The 14,914-nt window shown below is 68.2% G+C and carries 16 protein-coding genes; 9 read left to right on the plus strand and 7 right to left on the minus strand.

Going from position 1 to position 14,914, the window contains the following annotated elements:
* Positions 1 to 113 precede the first annotated feature (113 nt).
* Positions 114 to 350, plus strand: coding sequence for an Lrp/AsnC ligand binding domain-containing protein (locus O9344_RS06555; protein ID WP_108178801.1), 237 nt, complete (start codon positions 114 to 116; stop codon positions 348 to 350).
* Between the two features lie 20 nt (positions 351 to 370).
* Here O9344_RS06555 and O9344_RS06560 read toward each other — a convergent pair whose 3' ends face one another.
* Positions 371 to 655 (minus strand): hypothetical protein, encoded by a 285-nt coding sequence (locus tag O9344_RS06560; RefSeq protein ID WP_298474440.1) that lies wholly within the window; start codon positions 653 to 655, stop codon positions 371 to 373.
* Between the two features lie 148 nt (positions 656 to 803).
* On the opposite strand from O9344_RS06560, the gene O9344_RS06565 reads away from it, so the two are divergent.
* The 3 genes from O9344_RS06565 to O9344_RS06575 all read left to right on the plus strand — a co-directional run bounded on the left by O9344_RS06565 (position 804) and on the right by O9344_RS06575 (position 4,760).
* Positions 804 to 3,113 (plus strand): xanthine dehydrogenase family protein molybdopterin-binding subunit, encoded by a 2,310-nt coding sequence (locus tag O9344_RS06565; protein ID WP_298474442.1) that lies wholly within the window; start codon positions 804 to 806, stop codon positions 3,111 to 3,113.
* 227 nt (positions 3,114 to 3,340) lie between these two features.
* On the plus strand, positions 3,341 to 3,781 hold the full coding sequence (locus tag O9344_RS06570; protein ID WP_298474444.1) for a cytochrome c: 441 nt from the start codon (positions 3,341 to 3,343) through the stop codon (positions 3,779 to 3,781).
* 58 nt (positions 3,782 to 3,839) lie between these two features.
* Positions 3,840 to 4,760 (plus strand): cytochrome c, encoded by a 921-nt coding sequence (locus O9344_RS06575; RefSeq protein WP_298474446.1) that lies wholly within the window; start codon positions 3,840 to 3,842, stop codon positions 4,758 to 4,760.
* Positions 4,761 to 4,931: 171 nt separating this feature from the next.
* Here O9344_RS06575 and O9344_RS06580 read toward each other — a convergent pair whose 3' ends face one another.
* Positions 4,932 to 5,333 carry a DoxX family protein gene (locus O9344_RS06580; protein ID WP_298474448.1) on the minus strand — a complete coding sequence of 134 codons (402 nt, stop codon included), beginning with the start codon at positions 5,331 to 5,333 and terminating at the stop codon, positions 4,932 to 4,934.
* Between the two features lie 243 nt (positions 5,334 to 5,576).
* Between O9344_RS06580 and O9344_RS06585 the strand changes: the two genes are divergently transcribed.
* Complete coding sequence (locus O9344_RS06585; protein WP_298474449.1) at positions 5,577 to 6,536, plus strand: DMT family transporter; 960 nt, start codon at positions 5,577 to 5,579, stop codon at positions 6,534 to 6,536.
* Positions 6,537 to 6,545: 9 nt separating this feature from the next.
* Here the strand turns inward: O9344_RS06585 and O9344_RS06590 are convergent, their stop codons facing one another.
* The 4 genes from O9344_RS06590 to O9344_RS06605 all read right to left on the minus strand — a co-directional run bounded on the left by O9344_RS06590 (position 6,546) and on the right by O9344_RS06605 (position 9,769).
* Positions 6,546 to 6,728: a hypothetical protein gene (locus O9344_RS06590; protein ID WP_298474451.1), complete on the minus strand. Its 183-nt coding sequence runs from the start codon at positions 6,726 to 6,728 to the stop codon at positions 6,546 to 6,548.
* A 94-nt stretch (positions 6,729 to 6,822) separates the two neighbouring features.
* Positions 6,823 to 8,364, minus strand: coding sequence for a murein biosynthesis integral membrane protein MurJ (gene murJ / locus O9344_RS06595; RefSeq protein WP_298474453.1), 1,542 nt, complete (start codon positions 8,362 to 8,364; stop codon positions 6,823 to 6,825).
* 136 nt (positions 8,365 to 8,500) lie between these two features.
* Positions 8,501 to 8,974 (minus strand): PaaI family thioesterase, encoded by a 474-nt coding sequence (locus O9344_RS06600; RefSeq protein WP_298474454.1) that lies wholly within the window; start codon positions 8,972 to 8,974, stop codon positions 8,501 to 8,503.
* Positions 8,975 to 9,046: 72 nt separating this feature from the next.
* A complete protein-coding gene (locus O9344_RS06605) occupies positions 9,047 to 9,769 on the minus strand; it encodes a transaldolase (protein ID WP_298474456.1) in 723 nt (240 codons plus the stop codon).
* 118 nt (positions 9,770 to 9,887) lie between these two features.
* Here O9344_RS06605 and O9344_RS06610 point away from each other — a divergent pair, with 118 nt between their 5' ends.
* From O9344_RS06610 to galE, 4 genes are all read left to right on the plus strand, one after another.
* Complete coding sequence (locus O9344_RS06610; RefSeq protein ID WP_298474458.1) at positions 9,888 to 10,355, plus strand: YccF domain-containing protein; 468 nt, start codon at positions 9,888 to 9,890, stop codon at positions 10,353 to 10,355.
* 124 nt (positions 10,356 to 10,479) lie between these two features.
* On the plus strand, positions 10,480 to 11,469 hold the full coding sequence (locus tag O9344_RS06615; RefSeq protein WP_298474460.1) for a Gfo/Idh/MocA family oxidoreductase: 990 nt from the start codon (positions 10,480 to 10,482) through the stop codon (positions 11,467 to 11,469).
* Positions 11,470 to 11,599: 130 nt separating this feature from the next.
* The gene (locus O9344_RS06620; RefSeq protein ID WP_298474473.1) at positions 11,600 to 12,949 is read left to right on the plus strand and encodes a UDP-glucose/GDP-mannose dehydrogenase family protein; all 1,350 of its coding nucleotides are present in this window, start codon (positions 11,600 to 11,602) and stop codon (positions 12,947 to 12,949) included.
* 99 nt (positions 12,950 to 13,048) lie between these two features.
* Positions 13,049 to 14,035 carry a UDP-glucose 4-epimerase GalE gene (gene galE, locus O9344_RS06625; RefSeq protein WP_298474462.1) on the plus strand — a complete coding sequence of 329 codons (987 nt, stop codon included), beginning with the start codon at positions 13,049 to 13,051 and terminating at the stop codon, positions 14,033 to 14,035.
* Here the strand turns inward: galE and O9344_RS06630 are convergent.
* The gene (locus tag O9344_RS06630; RefSeq protein WP_298474464.1) at positions 14,032 to 14,793 is read right to left on the minus strand and encodes a CPBP family intramembrane glutamic endopeptidase; all 762 of its coding nucleotides are present in this window, start codon (positions 14,791 to 14,793) and stop codon (positions 14,032 to 14,034) included. The two genes, galE and O9344_RS06630, sit on opposite strands and share 4 nt — an antisense overlap.
* Positions 14,794 to 14,914: the final 121 nt, after the last annotated feature.

A 14,914-nucleotide genomic window follows, 5' to 3' on the forward strand; every position in this document is an offset into this window, starting at 1 on the left:
GCGCTTCGCCGGCGCAAGGGAGGCGGTCGCCGTGTGGCAACCAGCACGTGAGGGGATGACGCGCGGCGGCTTTGGTGGCATGTCAGGCCGTCCCAGCGCGCGAGGGGTCCGCCATGATCGCCTTCTTCGTCCAGATCAAATGCCAGCTCGGCAAGGCCTATGAGGTCGCCGCCGCCCTCGCCGATCGCGAGATCGCCTCGGAAATCTATTCGACCGCCGGCAATTTCGACCTGCTGGTGAAGTTCTATGTCGAGCCCGGCACCGATATCGGCCATTTCGTCAATGAGAAGGTCCAGCTGATCCCGGGGATCCAGGACACCCACACGATCATCACGTTCAAGGCGTTCTGATCTGCAAGGCGTTCTGAGAGCTATTTCGGCCGCTGCTGCCACAGCTGCCAGACGCCGAAGGCGAGCGTCACCATCCCCGCATACCAGAGAACCGGCACGTAGCGCGGAACGCTGCCGCGGATGTTCGCCTGGAAGAAGCTGCATTCCGGCGTCGCAAAGCCGATGCAGGCGACCTTGAGGCCGAGGAGCCCGAAGGCGCCGCCATACTGGGCGTAATAGGCGAACCACCACGCCACCGCCGCCACGCAGAAGGCGAGGCCGACATAGATGGCGGGGGGAGTCGGGTTTCGGTCGTCCTCGGACATGCACGGCTCCGGCTGACGGGTCCCTTCCTACGACAGCACCAGCCGATCGGGCCAGCCGTCACCGCATTGCGACCGTGCAGTCCTTCCATCTTGCCTCGCCCCCTGGAAGCGTTCCATTCTCCCACCCGAGTTCCCCGGAGCACGTGACATGACGCCGACGAAATTCGGAATGGGCCAGGCTGTGAGCCGGGTCGAGGACGCGCCGCTGATCAAGGGCGAGGGCCGCTACGTCTCCGACCTCGTGCCGCAAGGCGCCCTCGTCGGCTATGTCCTGCGCTCGCCCTTCGCCTTCGCCGATTTCGTCATCAAGGACGTCGAGGCCGCCCGCGCCATGAAGGGCGTCAAGGCGATCTTCACCCATGCCGACCTCGAGGGCGTCGGGCTCCTGCCCTGCCTGTCGCAGATCCCGGCGGTGAAGCCGATCCCGAACCCGCCATGGGAGGTCCTCTGCTCGAAGACCGTGCGCCATGTCGGCGATGGGGTCGCCTTCGTCGTGGCCGACACGCTCGACCGGGCCAAGGACGCCGCCGAGGCCATCGTCATCGAATGGACCTCGCGTGAGCCGATCATCGACGCCGTCGATGCCCTGAAGCCGGGTGCCGCGCAGGTCTGGCCGGACATCGCCGGCAATCTCTGCGGCGAGGTCCATCTCGGCGATGCCGACTCCACCGCCAAGGCCTTCGAGAAGGCCCATCGCACCGTGTCGGTGACCATCGTCAACAACCGCCTGATCACCAACTACATGGAGACGCGCGGCTGCCTCGCCGAATACGACGCGAAGTCCAAGGGCTTCACGCTCACCCTCGGCAGCCAGGGCTCGCACGGCATCCAGGCGACGCTGGCCACCAAAATCTTCAACATCCCGAAGGAGAAGATCCGCGTCGTCACCCCCGATGTCGGCGGCGGCTTCGGCACCAAGACCTTCATGTTCCGCGAATATCCGCTCTGCATGGTGGCGGCGCGCAAGCTGAAGAAGCCGGTCGCCTGGGTTCAGGAGCGCGGCGACCATTTCGTCAATTGCAGCCAGGGTCGCGACAACGTCTCGACCGCCACCGCCGCCCTCGACAAGCGCGGCAAGGTGCTGGCCGTGAAGGTGCAGACGGTCGCCGACATGGGCGCCTATCTGTCCCAGTACGCCACCTTCATCCCCTATGTCGGCGCGCTCATGCTCGCCGGCGTCTATGCCTTCCCGGCCATGGATGTGCGGCTGAAATATGCCTACACCAACACCGTGCCGGTGGACGCCTATCGCGGTGCCGGCCGCCCGGAAGCGGCCTATCTGATCGAGCGCCTGATGGACCGCATCGCCATCGAGACCGGCTCGACGCCGGCCGAGGTGCGGCGCCGCAACTTCATCCGGCCCGACCAGTTCCCGTGGAAGACGCCGGTCGGCCGCACCTATGATTCCGGCGAGTTCGACGGCCACATGACCCGCGCCATGGACGTGGCGGGCTGGGACACGTTCAAGGATCGGCTCAAGGTCGCCCGCAAGGCCGGCAAGATTCGCGGCATCGGCATGGCCACCTATATCGAGGCCTGCGGCGGCGGCGCGCCCGAGAACGCCTGGATGAGCCTCGAGAAGGACGGCTCGGTGATCATCAAGATCGGCACCCAGTCCAACGGCCAGGGCCACAAGACCGCCTATGCCCAGCTCGCCTCGCAGCATCTCGACATCCCCGTCGAGCGCATCACTGTGCTGCAGGGCGACACCGACCTCATCCCGTCGGGCACCGGCACCGGCGGCTCGCGCTCGCTGCCCGTCGGCGGCGCAGCGGTGGACGTGGGCGCGCGGGCGCTTGCTGACGTCATCAAGGAGATGGCGGCGACCGAGATGGAGGTCGGCGTCGCCGATGTCGAGATCGTCGGTGGCAATGTCCGCGTCGTCGGCACCGACAAGGCGATCTCCTACGAGAAGATCGCCTCCCTCCCCGGCGCCGAGGAGAAGCTGAAGACCCACGGCACCTGGCGCCCGCCGGAGCCGACCTTCCCGAATGGCACGCATATCTGCGAGGTCGAGGTCGATCCAGACACCGGCGCCGCCACCATCCTCGGCTACACGGTCGTCGACGACTTCGGCGTCACGATCAACCCGACGCTGCTCGCCGGCCAGGTCCATGGCGGCATCGTCCAGGGCATCGGCCAGGCGCTGCTGGAGCGCACTGTCTATGACAAGGAGAGCGGCCAGCTGCTCACCGCCTCGTTCATGGACTACGCCATGCCGCGGGCCGACCACATCCCGAACTTCCACTTCGAGACGCGCAACGTGCCCTGCGTGACAAATCTCCTGGGCATCAAGGGCGCCGGCGAGGCTGGCACCATCGGCGCCTGCCCGGCGGTGATGAACGCCCTCGTGGACGCGCTGTGGCGCGCCTACGGCATCAAGGAGATCGACATGCCCGCCACCCCCGCGGTGGTCTGGGAGGCGATCCAGCAGGCCAAGGCTGCCAAGGCCGCCTGACGATCCCCGTGAGACGGCGGCGGGGATCCCCTCCCCGCCGTCCGCTTGCATCCCGGCACATGGCCGATTGCGCAGACGCAAGAACTGCGGCGGAATAACGCAGCCGTGATCATCGCGGTGCACGGAGGGGATAGGCCAAGCCCGCCTTCCTAGTGTGGAATGGTTCCAGTCGGTGTCGCACGCCGGCGCAACCGCCGCCGAGAGCGGCCCAAGGGGGACTTCCACCAATGAAGCGTTTCGTCATCGCCGCCGCGACCCTCGCGCTCGGCACCTTCGCCGTCACCGCCCAAGGCGCGGACCCCATCGCCGCCCGCAAGGAGTCGATGAAGACGGTCGGCCAGCAGACCGGCGCAGGCGCCCGCATGGCCCGCGGTCAGGCGGAGTTCAACCTCGCCCAGGCCCGCGCCATCTTCGCCAGCTATGAGCAGGCCGCGGCGACCTATGCCACCCTGTTCCCCGACAACAGCCAGACGGGCGGCGACACCGCAGCCCTGCCGGCGATCTGGTCGAACCGCGCCGCCTTCACCGCCGCCGTCGCCAAGTGGGGCGCCGATGCCCGCACCGAGGGCGCCAAGGTCACCGACCTCGCGACCTTCCAGGCCGCCTTCACCGAGGTGACCAAGAACTGTGGCTCCTGCCACGAGGTCTACCGCGCCCGCCGCAACTGACGTCTATCGGACGGCGCAGGACCCGGTCCTGCGCCGCCCCTCACGATCCGGATCAGGCATGCTCAAGCGGCTCCTCGTCGTCGTCCTCGTGCTCGCCGCCCTCGGTGGCGGCGTCTTCTGGTGGCTGACGGCGCCCTCGCGCCTCGACGCCGTTTCCCTCGCGGGAGCAGCGCCCAGCGCCGAGCGCGGCCGCCAGGTCTTAGCTGCCGCCGGCTGCGCCTCCTGCCACGTCACCGAGGGCCAGACCGACCGCAATCGCCTTGGCGGCGGCCATGCGCTGAAATCGCCCTTCGGCACCTTCTACGCCTCCAACATCTCGCCCCATCCGGAACGCGGAATCGGCCGCTGGTCGGAGGCCGATTTCGCCAATGCCGTGCTGCGCGGCGTCTCGCCTTCGGGCGAGCACTACTATCCGGCCTTCCCCTTCACCTCCTACCAGCGGATGACGGTCGCCGACGTGCGCGACCTCTTCGCCTACATCAAAACCCTGCCGGCAGACGACACGGCGAACCGCCCGCACGATCTGCCGTTCCCGTTCACCGTGCGGCGCGGCCTCGGCCTGTGGAAACTCGCCTTCCTCGACGGCCAGCCATTCCGCGCCGATCCCGCGAAGTCGGCGGAGTGGAACCGCGGCGCCTATCTGGTCGAGGGTCCGGGCCACTGCGCCGAGTGCCATTCGCCGCGTCAGTTCACAGGAGCCATCCCTTCCGACCGCCGCTTCTCCGGCGGACCAAATCCGGACGGCCGGGGCTGGGTGCCGAACATCACGCCCCACCGCGACGGCCTTGCCTCCTGGTCGAAGGACGAGATCGCCACCTTCCTCGCCGACGGCTTCACCCCGTCCGGCGACTCGACCGGCGGCGCCATGGCCTCGGTGGTCCGCAACACCGCGCAGCTCTCCGATGCCGACCGCGCCGCCATGGCGACCTACCTGAAGGACCTGCCCGCCCGCGAGGGTCGCCCGCCGCAGCGGCGCTGAGCCCTCAGGCTCTCACGCAGGCGTGATCCGGCATGGCGATCTTGTGTCCTGAAAACGCCCGCACAGGCCCCGGTCACCTCCCAGTAACCACCTGCTTCCAAACAGAAAAAGGCCGCGAGCGCATCAGCGGCTCGCGGCCATCGTCGTCACGGAACGTGACGGATCAGGGCGTCACGGATTGGACGACCGCTGGGCGTCGACGCTCCACGGACCCGGGCCGGAGAAGACCAGGTAAAGGGCGGTGAAGCAGTACATGATGGCGAGGCTGCCGCCGTTCTGGATGGGAAAGAAACCGCGCGTGGCGTGGCCGAGGAAATAGGCCGCCGCCATGGTTCCGGCGAGAAGGAAAGCAGCCGGGCGGGTGAAAAAACCGACCAGAATGGCGATTCCCGTCACGAATTCGATGCAAGCGGCGATCCACGGCAGCGACCCGACGGGCGCGAAATTGACGCTCATCGGGAAGCCGAAAAGCTTCACGAAGGCATGCTGCAGCAGCACCAGCGCGAACATGATGCGGACGATCGACAGGACGCGCGGCGCCCAGGCGTTGAGGGTCGGATTGAGGCTGTCCATAAGGGATCCCGTTGAGTGACGATGAGGTCGTGGCACCACCTCTTGAAGGGTGGTGAACGGACCTTAACCCCTGCGACATGCTGTGCAACCGCACCCCCGGTGGTGAAAGCGGCCTTCGCATGACCCCGATTTGGCCGCTCGGGGACGCCACCGCAGGGCTTCACTGCACCGACGGGGCTGCCTGAATCGGCCACGGCATGGTTCAAAGGAGATCAAAGCTCTCCTCCGGCCTTTCCTCCCGACATGCCTGTTCTCTCCCGCGCTGCCACGGGAATCCTCTTCAAGCTGATGTCGACGGTGGCCTTCACCTCCATGTCGACGCTGGTGCGCGTCGCGGGCACGGAGATCCCCGTCGGCGAGGTGGTCTTCTGCCGCTCCTTCTTCGCCCTCATCCCGCTCTTCATGATGCTGGCCTGGCGGCACGAGGTGATGGACGCCTTCCGCTATGTGAGCTTCCGCTCCCACATGAAGCGCGGCGTTATCGGCGCCACCGGCATGTTCTCCGGCTTCGTCGGCCTCACCATGCTTCCGCTCGCCGATTCCACCGCGATCAGCTACGCCGCGCCGCTGATGGTGGTGCCGCTCGCCTACTTCATCCTCGGCGAACAGGTGCGGATCTATCGCTGGACAGCAGTGGCCGTGGGCTTCGTCGGCGTGGTGGTGATCCTCTGGCCGCATCTGGACGTGGTGGCGCTCTACGGCCAGGCCGATGCCCACAGCACCGGTGCGCTGTTCTCGCTCGGCGGCGCGGTCTGCGCCGCCTTCGCCACGATCCAGGTGCGCAAGCTCGTCAACACCGAGACGACGGCGGCCATCGTCTTCACCTTCATGGCGCTGTGCGCCTGCCTGGCGCTCCTCACCTGGCCGCTCGGCTATGTCGTGCCGGTCTTGGGCCAGTGGGTCGTGCCGAGCCCAATGAAGGCCTTCATCCTCGTCATGGTGGGCGTCACCGGCGGTCTGGGGCAGATCTTCTTGACCCTGAGCTATCGCTACGCCGACACCTCGCTGATCGCGCCCTTCGACTATTTCTCGATGATCTGGGCGGTCATCATCGGCTACCTCGTCTTCGCTGACGTGCCGAGCGCCTATGTGATCGCCGGCGGCTTGATCGTCGTCGCCTCCGGCATCTTCGTCATGTGGCGCGAGCACAAGCTGGGCCTCGAACGCGCGCAACAGCGCAAGGTCACGACACCGCAGGGCTGAGATCGGCGGTCAGCGCGGCCTGAGCGAGCGCACGACAATGACCACGCCGAAGACGACAAAGGACAGGCCGAAGGCGACGAGCCCCGCCGTGAAGCCGAACCAGGCACCGACGAGCCATCCAGCGGCGATGGCGAGGATGAGGATCGCGAGCAGCTTCGGCTGGCTGAACAGCACTTCCAGAAGGTCCGACATGGTGCGGCTCCCGTGAACGGTGGGCAGAATCCTGCCCGGTGATCATGGGTCGCGATCGGTGAAAATCTGGTTCAATGATACCGCAGGGCGCTGATTATCCTTCGATGCCCCGCCTCAGGCGCTTTAGGTCGGCGAGGAAGCGCTTGCCGAAGAGCACGGCCAGCGCACCGCCATAGGCGATGCCGCCGATCGCCATGAGCAGCACCAGTTCCAGCTTGTCGCCGAGGCGGCCGGGAATGAGCATGGCGATGGCCGTGTTCGACGCCACCAGCGCCAGCGCCAGGACGGAGAAGGCGACGGCAAGCTGCGGCATCACCACTTTCGCCCGCTCGTCCAGCGCCAGAAGCTCGCGCCGGCGGGCAAAGACAATCAGCATGGCGAGGTTGATCCAGGCGCCGGCACTGGTCGCGACCGCAAGGCCGACATGGCCGAGCGGGCCCATCAGCAGCACCTTGAGCAGGACGTTGACGGTGATGGCGACGCCCACGGCGATCACCGGCGTCTTGGTGTCGCCGCGCGAATGGAACGTCACCGTCAGCGGCCGGATCAGCACCAGCGCCGCCAGCCCTGACCCATAGGCCGCCAGCGCCCGCGCCGACTGCATCGCGTCATTGGCGCTGAACTCGCCGCGCATGAACAGGGCCTGCATCAGCGTGTCCGGCACGATGACGAAGGCGGCGACCGCCGGCAAGGTGAAGACCAGGGTCAGCTCAATGGCGCGCAGCTGGGCGGTGCGGGCGCCGGCCTCGTCGCCGGCCGCGACACGGCGGCTCATCTCGGAAAGCAGCACCGTTCCCACCGCGATGGCGATGACGCCGAGCGGCAGCTGGTTGAGCCGGTCGGCATAGTAGAGCCAGGAGACGGACCCGGCGACGAGATAGCTCGCCACCACCGTGTCTGCGAGCACGGCGATCTGCGTGCCGGCCGAGCCGAGGGTCGCCGGCACGAAGGTCTTCCAGAACTGGCGGACCTCCGGCGTCACCTTCGGCGCCCGCAGTTCCAGCATGACATTGGCCTTCAGCGCATCGGCGGTCACGACGAGGAACTGCAACAGGCCCGCAACGACAATGCCCCAGGCCGCGGCATGGGCCGGGGTGCGGAAATTCGCCGCCAGCAGCAGCGCGCCGATAATGCCGACATTGAGCACGACCTGCGTCGCCGCCGCCGCGGCGAAGCGGCCGACGGCGTTGAGCACGCCGCTCATCAGGATGACCAGCGAGACCAGCGCCAGATAGGGAAAGGTGATGCGGGTGAGCTCCACCGCCGCCGGGAACCGCATGGGATCATCGGCGAAGCCCGGCGCCATCAGCCCGACCACCGTCGGCATGAAGATGAAGGCGAGGACGAGCAGCACCAGCTGTGCGAGGATCAGGAACGCGAAGATCCGGTCGGCGAAGACCAGCGCGGCGTTCTGTCCCCGCTCGGCGGCGACCTTGGCGAAGCCCGGCACGAAGGCGGCGGAGAAGGCGCCCTCGGCGAAGATGGCGCGAAACTGATTGGGGATGCGGAAGGCGACGAAGAAGGCATCCGCCAGCGGGCCGGCGCCGAGGATCGCGGCGAACATCAGGTCGCGCACGAAGCCGAACAGGCGACTGACCAGGGTGATCGCCGAGACCGAGAAGATGTTCCTGATCACGGCCGAAAGGTTCCCCGGGCGATCCTTGGGCGGTCGGAGCCGCGACGCGGCCCGTCCGCGGGCGAGCCGGCGGTGCATAGCCGCGCCATCCGGCGAAAGAAAGGTCTAGCCGAGGGCGAGCGATTCGGCTCGGTCGTCAGGCGGCCGGCACCAGCGGCGGCCCGCCCGGCGGCGCATGGGGCGGATCTTCGGGGGGCAGCAGGCGGAAAATGCCGTGGTTGAGCGCCACCAGCGCGTCATCGGCATAGGTGTCGCCGTCGATGAAGGCCATGGATCCCGTGAGCTTGCGCAGCGAGAGGCGGCCGGTGATCCAGGCGCCGGGCCTGCCGCCCGCCACGAACTCGGTGGTCAGCGAGATGGTGGCGCAGCGCCGCCGCGTCTGCCGGATGACCTCGTAGCCCAGCACCGTGTCCATGAAGGTGGTGAGCGAGCCGCCATGCAGCACGCCGTTGGGATTGCCGTGGCGGGCCTCGGCGCGGAACCCATACTCGACGGAACCATCCGGCAGAGCCCGCCAGAAATAGGGTCCGGCCAGGCCGATGAAGCCCTCGATGTCGCGGAAGCGAACGAAGCCGGCGGGCGGTGCAAGCGGATCGGGCGTCATGTCCATGGCGCCAGTCGAACCCGGCGCGCCGCCGCGCTCAACCGCCGCTTTCGACGGAGGCCCCTGCCCCGCGAGCCGTCAGGCCGTCAGCGTCAGGCCGGCGGCCTTGGCGTCGGCGACGAAGCCCTTCACCGTATCGAGCGAGATGTCCTCCGGCGCGCGGCCAAGGCCCTCCAGCTTCTTCAGGATGTCGGCGGGGGCGGTGATGATGTGGCAGCCGATGCGATCCGCCTCGATGACGTTCCACACCTCACGGGTCGAGGCCCAGATGACCTCGATCGTGTCGGTGCCGCGGGCAAGGCCCACCGCATAGGTCATCACCGGCATATAGTCGTGGCCGGCATCGCCCAGGCGACCGGCGAAAACCGAGATGATCGAGGGGGCGCCGCCCTTCAGCGCGTCGACGGAGGCCTTGATCTGCCCGGCAGTGTAGAGCGCGGTGAAATTAATCTTCACGCCCTCGCGAGAGAGCTTGTGGATCAGGTCGTAGAGCGGCTCGCCCTTCGAGTTCGTCACCGGCAGCTTGACGTAGACGTTCTTGCCCCAGGTGGCGATGACGCGGGCCTGTTCCTCCATTTCCCTGAGGTCGTCGGAGAAGACCTCGAAGGAAATGTGGTGGTCCGGAACGGCGGCGACGAGGTCGGTCGCGTAAGCCGCATAGTCCGAGACACCGGCCTTTTTCAGCAGCGAGGGATTGGTCGTGAAGCCCTGGATCCACGGCTTCTTCGCCATCTCGACGATGGAGGCCTTCTCGGCACCGTCCGTGTAGAGCTTGACCTTGAGGTCGGCGATGGCCGGCATTGTTCTCTCCCGGTGTTTCCCGAAGGGTGTTTAAGGCGGGCAGCAGCGGGTGTCCAACCGGGGATGCGCGAGGCTCCCGCAATACCTATCTTGAGGTCATGTCGTCCCGGAGGACCCCATGGGCCCGATCCGCCTCATCCTCAACCTGCTGTGGTTCGTCCTCGGCGGCCTCATCGCGGGCCTCGCCTGGTTCGTGGCCGGCATCCTCGCCGCCATCACCATTGTCGGCCTGCCCTGGGCCTTCGCTTGCTTCCGCATCGGCTCCTACACGCTCTGGCCCTTCGGCCGGGATGTCGTCTGGGCCAGCGAACTCACCGGACGCCCCTCGGGCGCCATGGGCGTGCTGCGCTTCATCGGCAATATCATCTGGTTCATCCCCATCGGCCTGTCGCTGATGGTGATCCACGTTCTGGCCGCCGCGGCCTGTTTCCTCTCCATCATCGGCATCCCCTTCGGCTGGGCGCACCTGAAGCTTGCGGCCGCCTCGGTCTTCCCGCTCGGCCAGCGCATCGTCTCCTCGGACCTTGCGGACCTCGCCCGCCGGCAGTCCGCAGCCAATGCGCTGGTGGGCTGGCGGCGCGCCTGAGCCGGGCCTGACACCGGCGGTCACCGATCGTGATGAGCCGGCAATTGCCTCATGGGGCAGCGAAATCGTATAGATCGCGCCCGCGCCGGCCCCGCCGTCAGGCGCCCCATCATCGAGGCATGCCATGAGCCCATCGAAGTCCCCGGCCTCTCCCCTGCGCGTCGGCGTGGTCGGTCTCGGCGTCATGGGCAAGAACCACGCCCGCGTGCTCTCGGAACTGCCCGGCGTCACCCTGGTCGGCGTTGCCGATCCTGACGAGGCACAGGTCGAGTTCGTCACCTCGCGTCTCGGCTGCGCCGGCTTTGCCTCGCTCGAGGCGCTGCTCGATGCCGGCATCGACGCGCTGACCGTCGCCGCGCCGACCCAGCTTCACACGGCCATATCACTCGCCGCCATTGCCCGCGGCGTCCATGTCCTCGTCGAGAAGCCCATCGCCCACACGGTCGAGGAAGGCCGCCGCATCATCGACGCTGCCGAGAAGGCGGGCGTGACGCTGATGGTCGGCCATGTCGAACGCTTCAATCCGGCGGTCCAGTCGATCCGCCAGGCCATTGCCGGCGACGACATCCTCTCCATCCAGATCACCCGCGTCGGCCCCTTCCCGCCGCGCATGTCCGATATCGGCGTCGTCATCGACCTTGCCGTCCACGACATCGACCTGATCCGCTGGTTCACCGGCTCGGAGATCGCCGAGATCCAGCCGCAAACCAACTCGATCCATGCGGCGCGCGAGGACATCGCGCTGCTGCAGTTCCGCACCGAGTCCGGGGTCCTCGCCCACATCAACACCAACTGGCTGACGCCCTTCAAGGCGCGCACGGTGCATGTGGCGACCCGCAACAAGTACATTTCCGGCGACCTCATCACCCGCCAGGTGACCGAGTGCTTCGACTACAAGCCGGACGGCTCCTACTCGATGCGCCACCTCTCGGTCGCCTATGCCGAGCCGCTGCGCGCCGAGCTCGTCGCCTTCATCGATTCGGTGCGCAACCGCACAGCGCCGGTGACCGGCGGCGCCGACGGCCTCGCCAGCCTCGACATCGCCATGCGCTGCCTTGGCGATCGCCAGGCGGCCGCAACGCCCCTCAAGGTCGCCGCCGGCGGGCGGGGCTGAGGACGGCCACGGCCTTGTCGTCGTGGCGTCACTTTGAAATGCTGTTGCTCGACCATGACGGGGCGCCCGGATGGCGCCCGCGGGGATGGAACGCCAGCTGATGCCGCACGTCGAACAGGGGCAGACTTCGCTGCGCATCGTCGTCGTCGGTGCCGGCTATGTCGGCCTCGTCAGCGGCGCATGCCTCGCCGCGCTCGGCCACCGAGTGAGCGTGGTCGATCGTGACGCGGCGCGCATCGCCGGCCTCCTCGACGGCATCATTCCGATCCACGAGCCGGACCTTGATGTCCTCGTCGCGACGCAGGCCGCCACCGGCCGCCTCGCCTTCTCGACCGACCTCGCCGCTGCCGTTCCCGGCGCCGATGCGGTCTTCCTCTGCGTTGGCACGCCGCCGCGCCCGGAGGACGGCCATGCCGACATGCGCCATGTCATGGAGGCCGCCGGCGAGGTGGGCCGGTCGCTCGACGGCTTCACCGCCATCGTCGTGAAATCCACCGTGCCGGTGGGCACCGGCGAGGAGATCGAGGTTCTGTTGCGCGACCTCGGCCGCGACGCCGGCTTCGCTGTGGTGTCGAACCCGGAATTCCTCCGCGAGGGGGCCGCCATTGACGATTTCATGCGGCCCGACCGGATCGTCATCGGCACCCACGATGCCCGCGCCCTCGCCCTCATGGAGGCGATCTACCGGCCGCTCACGCAGGCCGGCGCGCCGCTGGTGGCGACGAGCCGTCGCGGCGCCGAGATGATCAAATATGCCGCCAACTGCTTCCTGGCGCTGAAGATCACCTACATCAACGAGATCGCCAATCTCTGCGAGGAGGTCGGCGCCGATGTCGACGATGTCGCCCGCGGCATCGGCCTCGACCCGCGGATCGGCGAGCGCTTCCTGAAGGCCGGACCCGGCTTCGGTGGGTCCTGCTTCCCGAAGGACATGCTGGCGCTGATGAAGACCGCGCAGGACCACGGCATGCCGCTGCGCTCGGTCGAGACCGCGGTGGCGGTGAATGACGCGCGCAAGGGCGAGATGGTCCGCAAGATCATCCGCGCCGCCGGTGGCTCGGTTGCCGGCAAGACCATCGCCGTCCTCGGCCTGACCTTCAAGGCCGGGACCGATGACATGCGCTCGGCCGCGTCCCTGGTCATCCTGCCGCAGCTCCTGCGCCACGGCGCCCGCATCCGCGCCTACGATCCCGCCGGCATGGCCCAGGCCGCCCCGCTCCTGCCCTGCATCGCCATGGCGCCAAGCGCCATGGACGCCCTTGCCGGCGCAGACCTTGCGGTGATCCTGACGGAATGGCGGGATTTCGCCTCCCTCGACTGGCGGGCAGCGGCAAGGACCATGGCCGCGCCGGTCCTCGTCGACCTGCGCAACCTCCTCGATCCGACGGCAGCCCGCGCCTGCGGCCTCGCCTACAGCTCCATCGGCCGGCCGCTGCGCGATGCCGCCCCGGCTGCCGCGACGCCGCTCGCCGCGGAATGAGCCGGCCCGCCTGCCGTCCCTTGGCACTTTCTTGACCTCTTTCGGTTAGCCCTCGGGGACAAGACCGGCGCCGGGACGCGCCGCGGGAGGGAAGACACCATGGCGGTCCTCGTCACGGGCGGCGCCGGCTATATCGGCAGCCACATGGTCCTGGAGCTGCTCGACGCCGGCGAGGCGGTCGTCGTGCTCGACAACCTGTCCACCGGCTTCGTCTGGGCCGTCGACCCGCGGGCGACGCTCGTCGTCGGCGACATGGGCGACCAGGCGCTGGTCGAGACGGTCATGCGCCAGCACGGCATCGATGCCGTCATCCATTTCGCCGCGCGCATCGTCGTGCCGGATTCGGTCGCCGACCCGCTCGGCTACTACCTCGCCAACACCGTGAAGACGCGGGCGGTGATGGCCGCCTGCGTGGCGCAGGGCGTGCGCCACATGATTTTCTCCTCGACCGCCGCGGTCTATGGCACGCCCGAGGTCATGCCGGTGAGCGAGGAGGCCCCGACGCGCCCCGAGAGCCCCTATGGCACCTCCAAGCTCATCACCGAGTGGATGCTGCGCGACGCCGCCGCCGCCCACGACCTCACTTATGTCGTGCTGCGCTACTTCAACGTCGCGGGTGCCGATCCGAAGGGCCGCACCGGCCAATCGACGCCGAACGCCACCCATCTCATCAAGGTGGCGGTGCAGACCGCCCTTGGCCTCCGGCCGAAGATGGACGTCTTCGGCACCGATTATCCGACGCCCGACGGCACCTGCGTGCGCGACTACATCCACGTCACCGATCTCGTCCGCGCCCACCTCTCCGCCCTCGCCCATCTGCGCGCAGGCGGCGAGAGCATGGTGGCGAACTGCGGCTACGGCCATGGCTATTCGGTGAAGGAGGTAATCGACACGGTGCGCGCCGTCACCAAGGTCACCTTCCGCGCCGACTATGCCCCGCGCCGCCCGGGCGATGCCGCAGCCGTGGTGGCGGACGCGACCCGCGCCCGCAGCCGTCTCGGCTGGACGCCGGCCCATGACGACCTCACGGAAATCGTCGAGGCGGCCTATGCCTGGGAGCGCCGCCTCGCCAACGGCCCGCGCTAGGCGGCCTCGCCGTCCCGGCCGATGTGGCGCATGAGGTAGAGGCCATAGAGGGCGTTCGGCAGCACGAAGAGCACCGGCACGACGGCCGCCGCAATCGCGGAGAACGTGGCCCCCTGCCCCGCCGTGGTGGCCTGCGACGCCGCCACCGTGAAGGTCGCGAGGTCCCAGGCCGCGTGATAGGCCATGGCGACAAGGATCGAACCGGTGCGCAAGAGGATCGCCATCAGCGTCAGGCCCGACAGCCCCGCCGCAAGGGCCTGGACGGCCGCCGATCCCCAGTCCCCCGTACCGAAGCCGTTGAGGATGTGCACGCTGCCGAACAGCACCGAGGTTGCCACGATGGCGGGCCAGATCGGCATGCGGGTTAGCAGCGAGCGAAACAGGATGCCGCGGAACATCAGTTCCTCGGACAGGCCCACCAGCACCGTGTTCACCGCGAGGAAGGCCAGCGTGGCGACCGGTGGGAGGCCACTCACGATACCGAGCCCGAAGAGCAGAGCGAGGTAGAGCAGCGGGAACCACAGAAGGCGCAGGCTACCGGGCCGCGGCGGGCCGGCCGCCATGTCGCGCCAGCCGAAGACGAGGCAGGCGAGGACCGTCAGGCCTGCTGCCGCAAGGATGTTCAGCGCAACCCCGTGACGGACAAGGTCCAGAAGCGACACCCCCGTGCCGTAGATCAGCCGCGCGCCATAGACGGTGACGATGATCCAGAGGGCAAAGACGGCGAAGGCCAGCGGCAGGCGGCGGGATGAACTCATGACGCCATCCTCGGCGAGACCTGCCGCAAGGGCAATCCGGAAAGGGCCGCGGGGGGGGGCCCCCGGGGGGGGCCCCCCCCCCCCCCCGGTAGAGGGGCCGAGGGGGGGGGCGGCCGCCGGG

Source organism: Phreatobacter sp. (genome assembly GCF_027532945.1).
Lineage (GTDB): Bacteria > Pseudomonadota > Alphaproteobacteria > Rhizobiales > Phreatobacteraceae > Phreatobacter.

What these genes read in the sequence shown, in the direction of transcription:
- O9344_RS06585 (WP_298474449.1), top strand. Translation starts at nt 5,577, where the DNA reads ATGCCTGTTCTCTCCCGCGCTGCCACGGGAATCCTCTTCAAGCTGATG.
- O9344_RS06590 (WP_298474451.1), bottom strand. Translation starts at nt 6,728, where the DNA reads ATGTCGGACCTTCTGGAAGTGCTGTTCAGCCAGCCGAAGCTGCTCGCG.
- O9344_RS06570 (WP_298474444.1), top strand. Translation starts at nt 3,341, where the DNA reads ATGAAGCGTTTCGTCATCGCCGCCGCGACCCTCGCGCTCGGCACCTTC.
- galE (WP_298474462.1), top strand. Translation starts at nt 13,049, where the DNA reads ATGGCGGTCCTCGTCACGGGCGGCGCCGGCTATATCGGCAGCCACATG.
- O9344_RS06610 (WP_298474458.1), top strand. Translation starts at nt 9,888, where the DNA reads ATGGGCCCGATCCGCCTCATCCTCAACCTGCTGTGGTTCGTCCTCGGC.
- O9344_RS06560 (WP_298474440.1), bottom strand. Translation starts at nt 655, where the DNA reads ATGTCCGAGGACGACCGAAACCCGACTCCCCCCGCCATCTATGTCGGC.
- O9344_RS06555 (WP_108178801.1), top strand. Translation starts at nt 114, where the DNA reads ATGATCGCCTTCTTCGTCCAGATCAAATGCCAGCTCGGCAAGGCCTAT.
- O9344_RS06630 (WP_298474464.1), bottom strand. Translation starts at nt 14,793, where the DNA reads ATGAGTTCATCCCGCCGCCTGCCGCTGGCCTTCGCCGTCTTTGCCCTC.
- O9344_RS06615 (WP_298474460.1), top strand. Translation starts at nt 10,480, where the DNA reads ATGAGCCCATCGAAGTCCCCGGCCTCTCCCCTGCGCGTCGGCGTGGTC.
- O9344_RS06580 (WP_298474448.1), bottom strand. Translation starts at nt 5,333, where the DNA reads ATGGACAGCCTCAATCCGACCCTCAACGCCTGGGCGCCGCGCGTCCTG.
- O9344_RS06605 (WP_298474456.1), bottom strand. Translation starts at nt 9,769, where the DNA reads ATGCCGGCCATCGCCGACCTCAAGGTCAAGCTCTACACGGACGGTGCC.
- O9344_RS06600 (WP_298474454.1), bottom strand. Translation starts at nt 8,974, where the DNA reads ATGGACATGACGCCCGATCCGCTTGCACCGCCCGCCGGCTTCGTTCGC.
- O9344_RS06575 (WP_298474446.1), top strand. Translation starts at nt 3,840, where the DNA reads ATGCTCAAGCGGCTCCTCGTCGTCGTCCTCGTGCTCGCCGCCCTCGGT.
- O9344_RS06565 (WP_298474442.1), top strand. Translation starts at nt 804, where the DNA reads ATGACGCCGACGAAATTCGGAATGGGCCAGGCTGTGAGCCGGGTCGAG.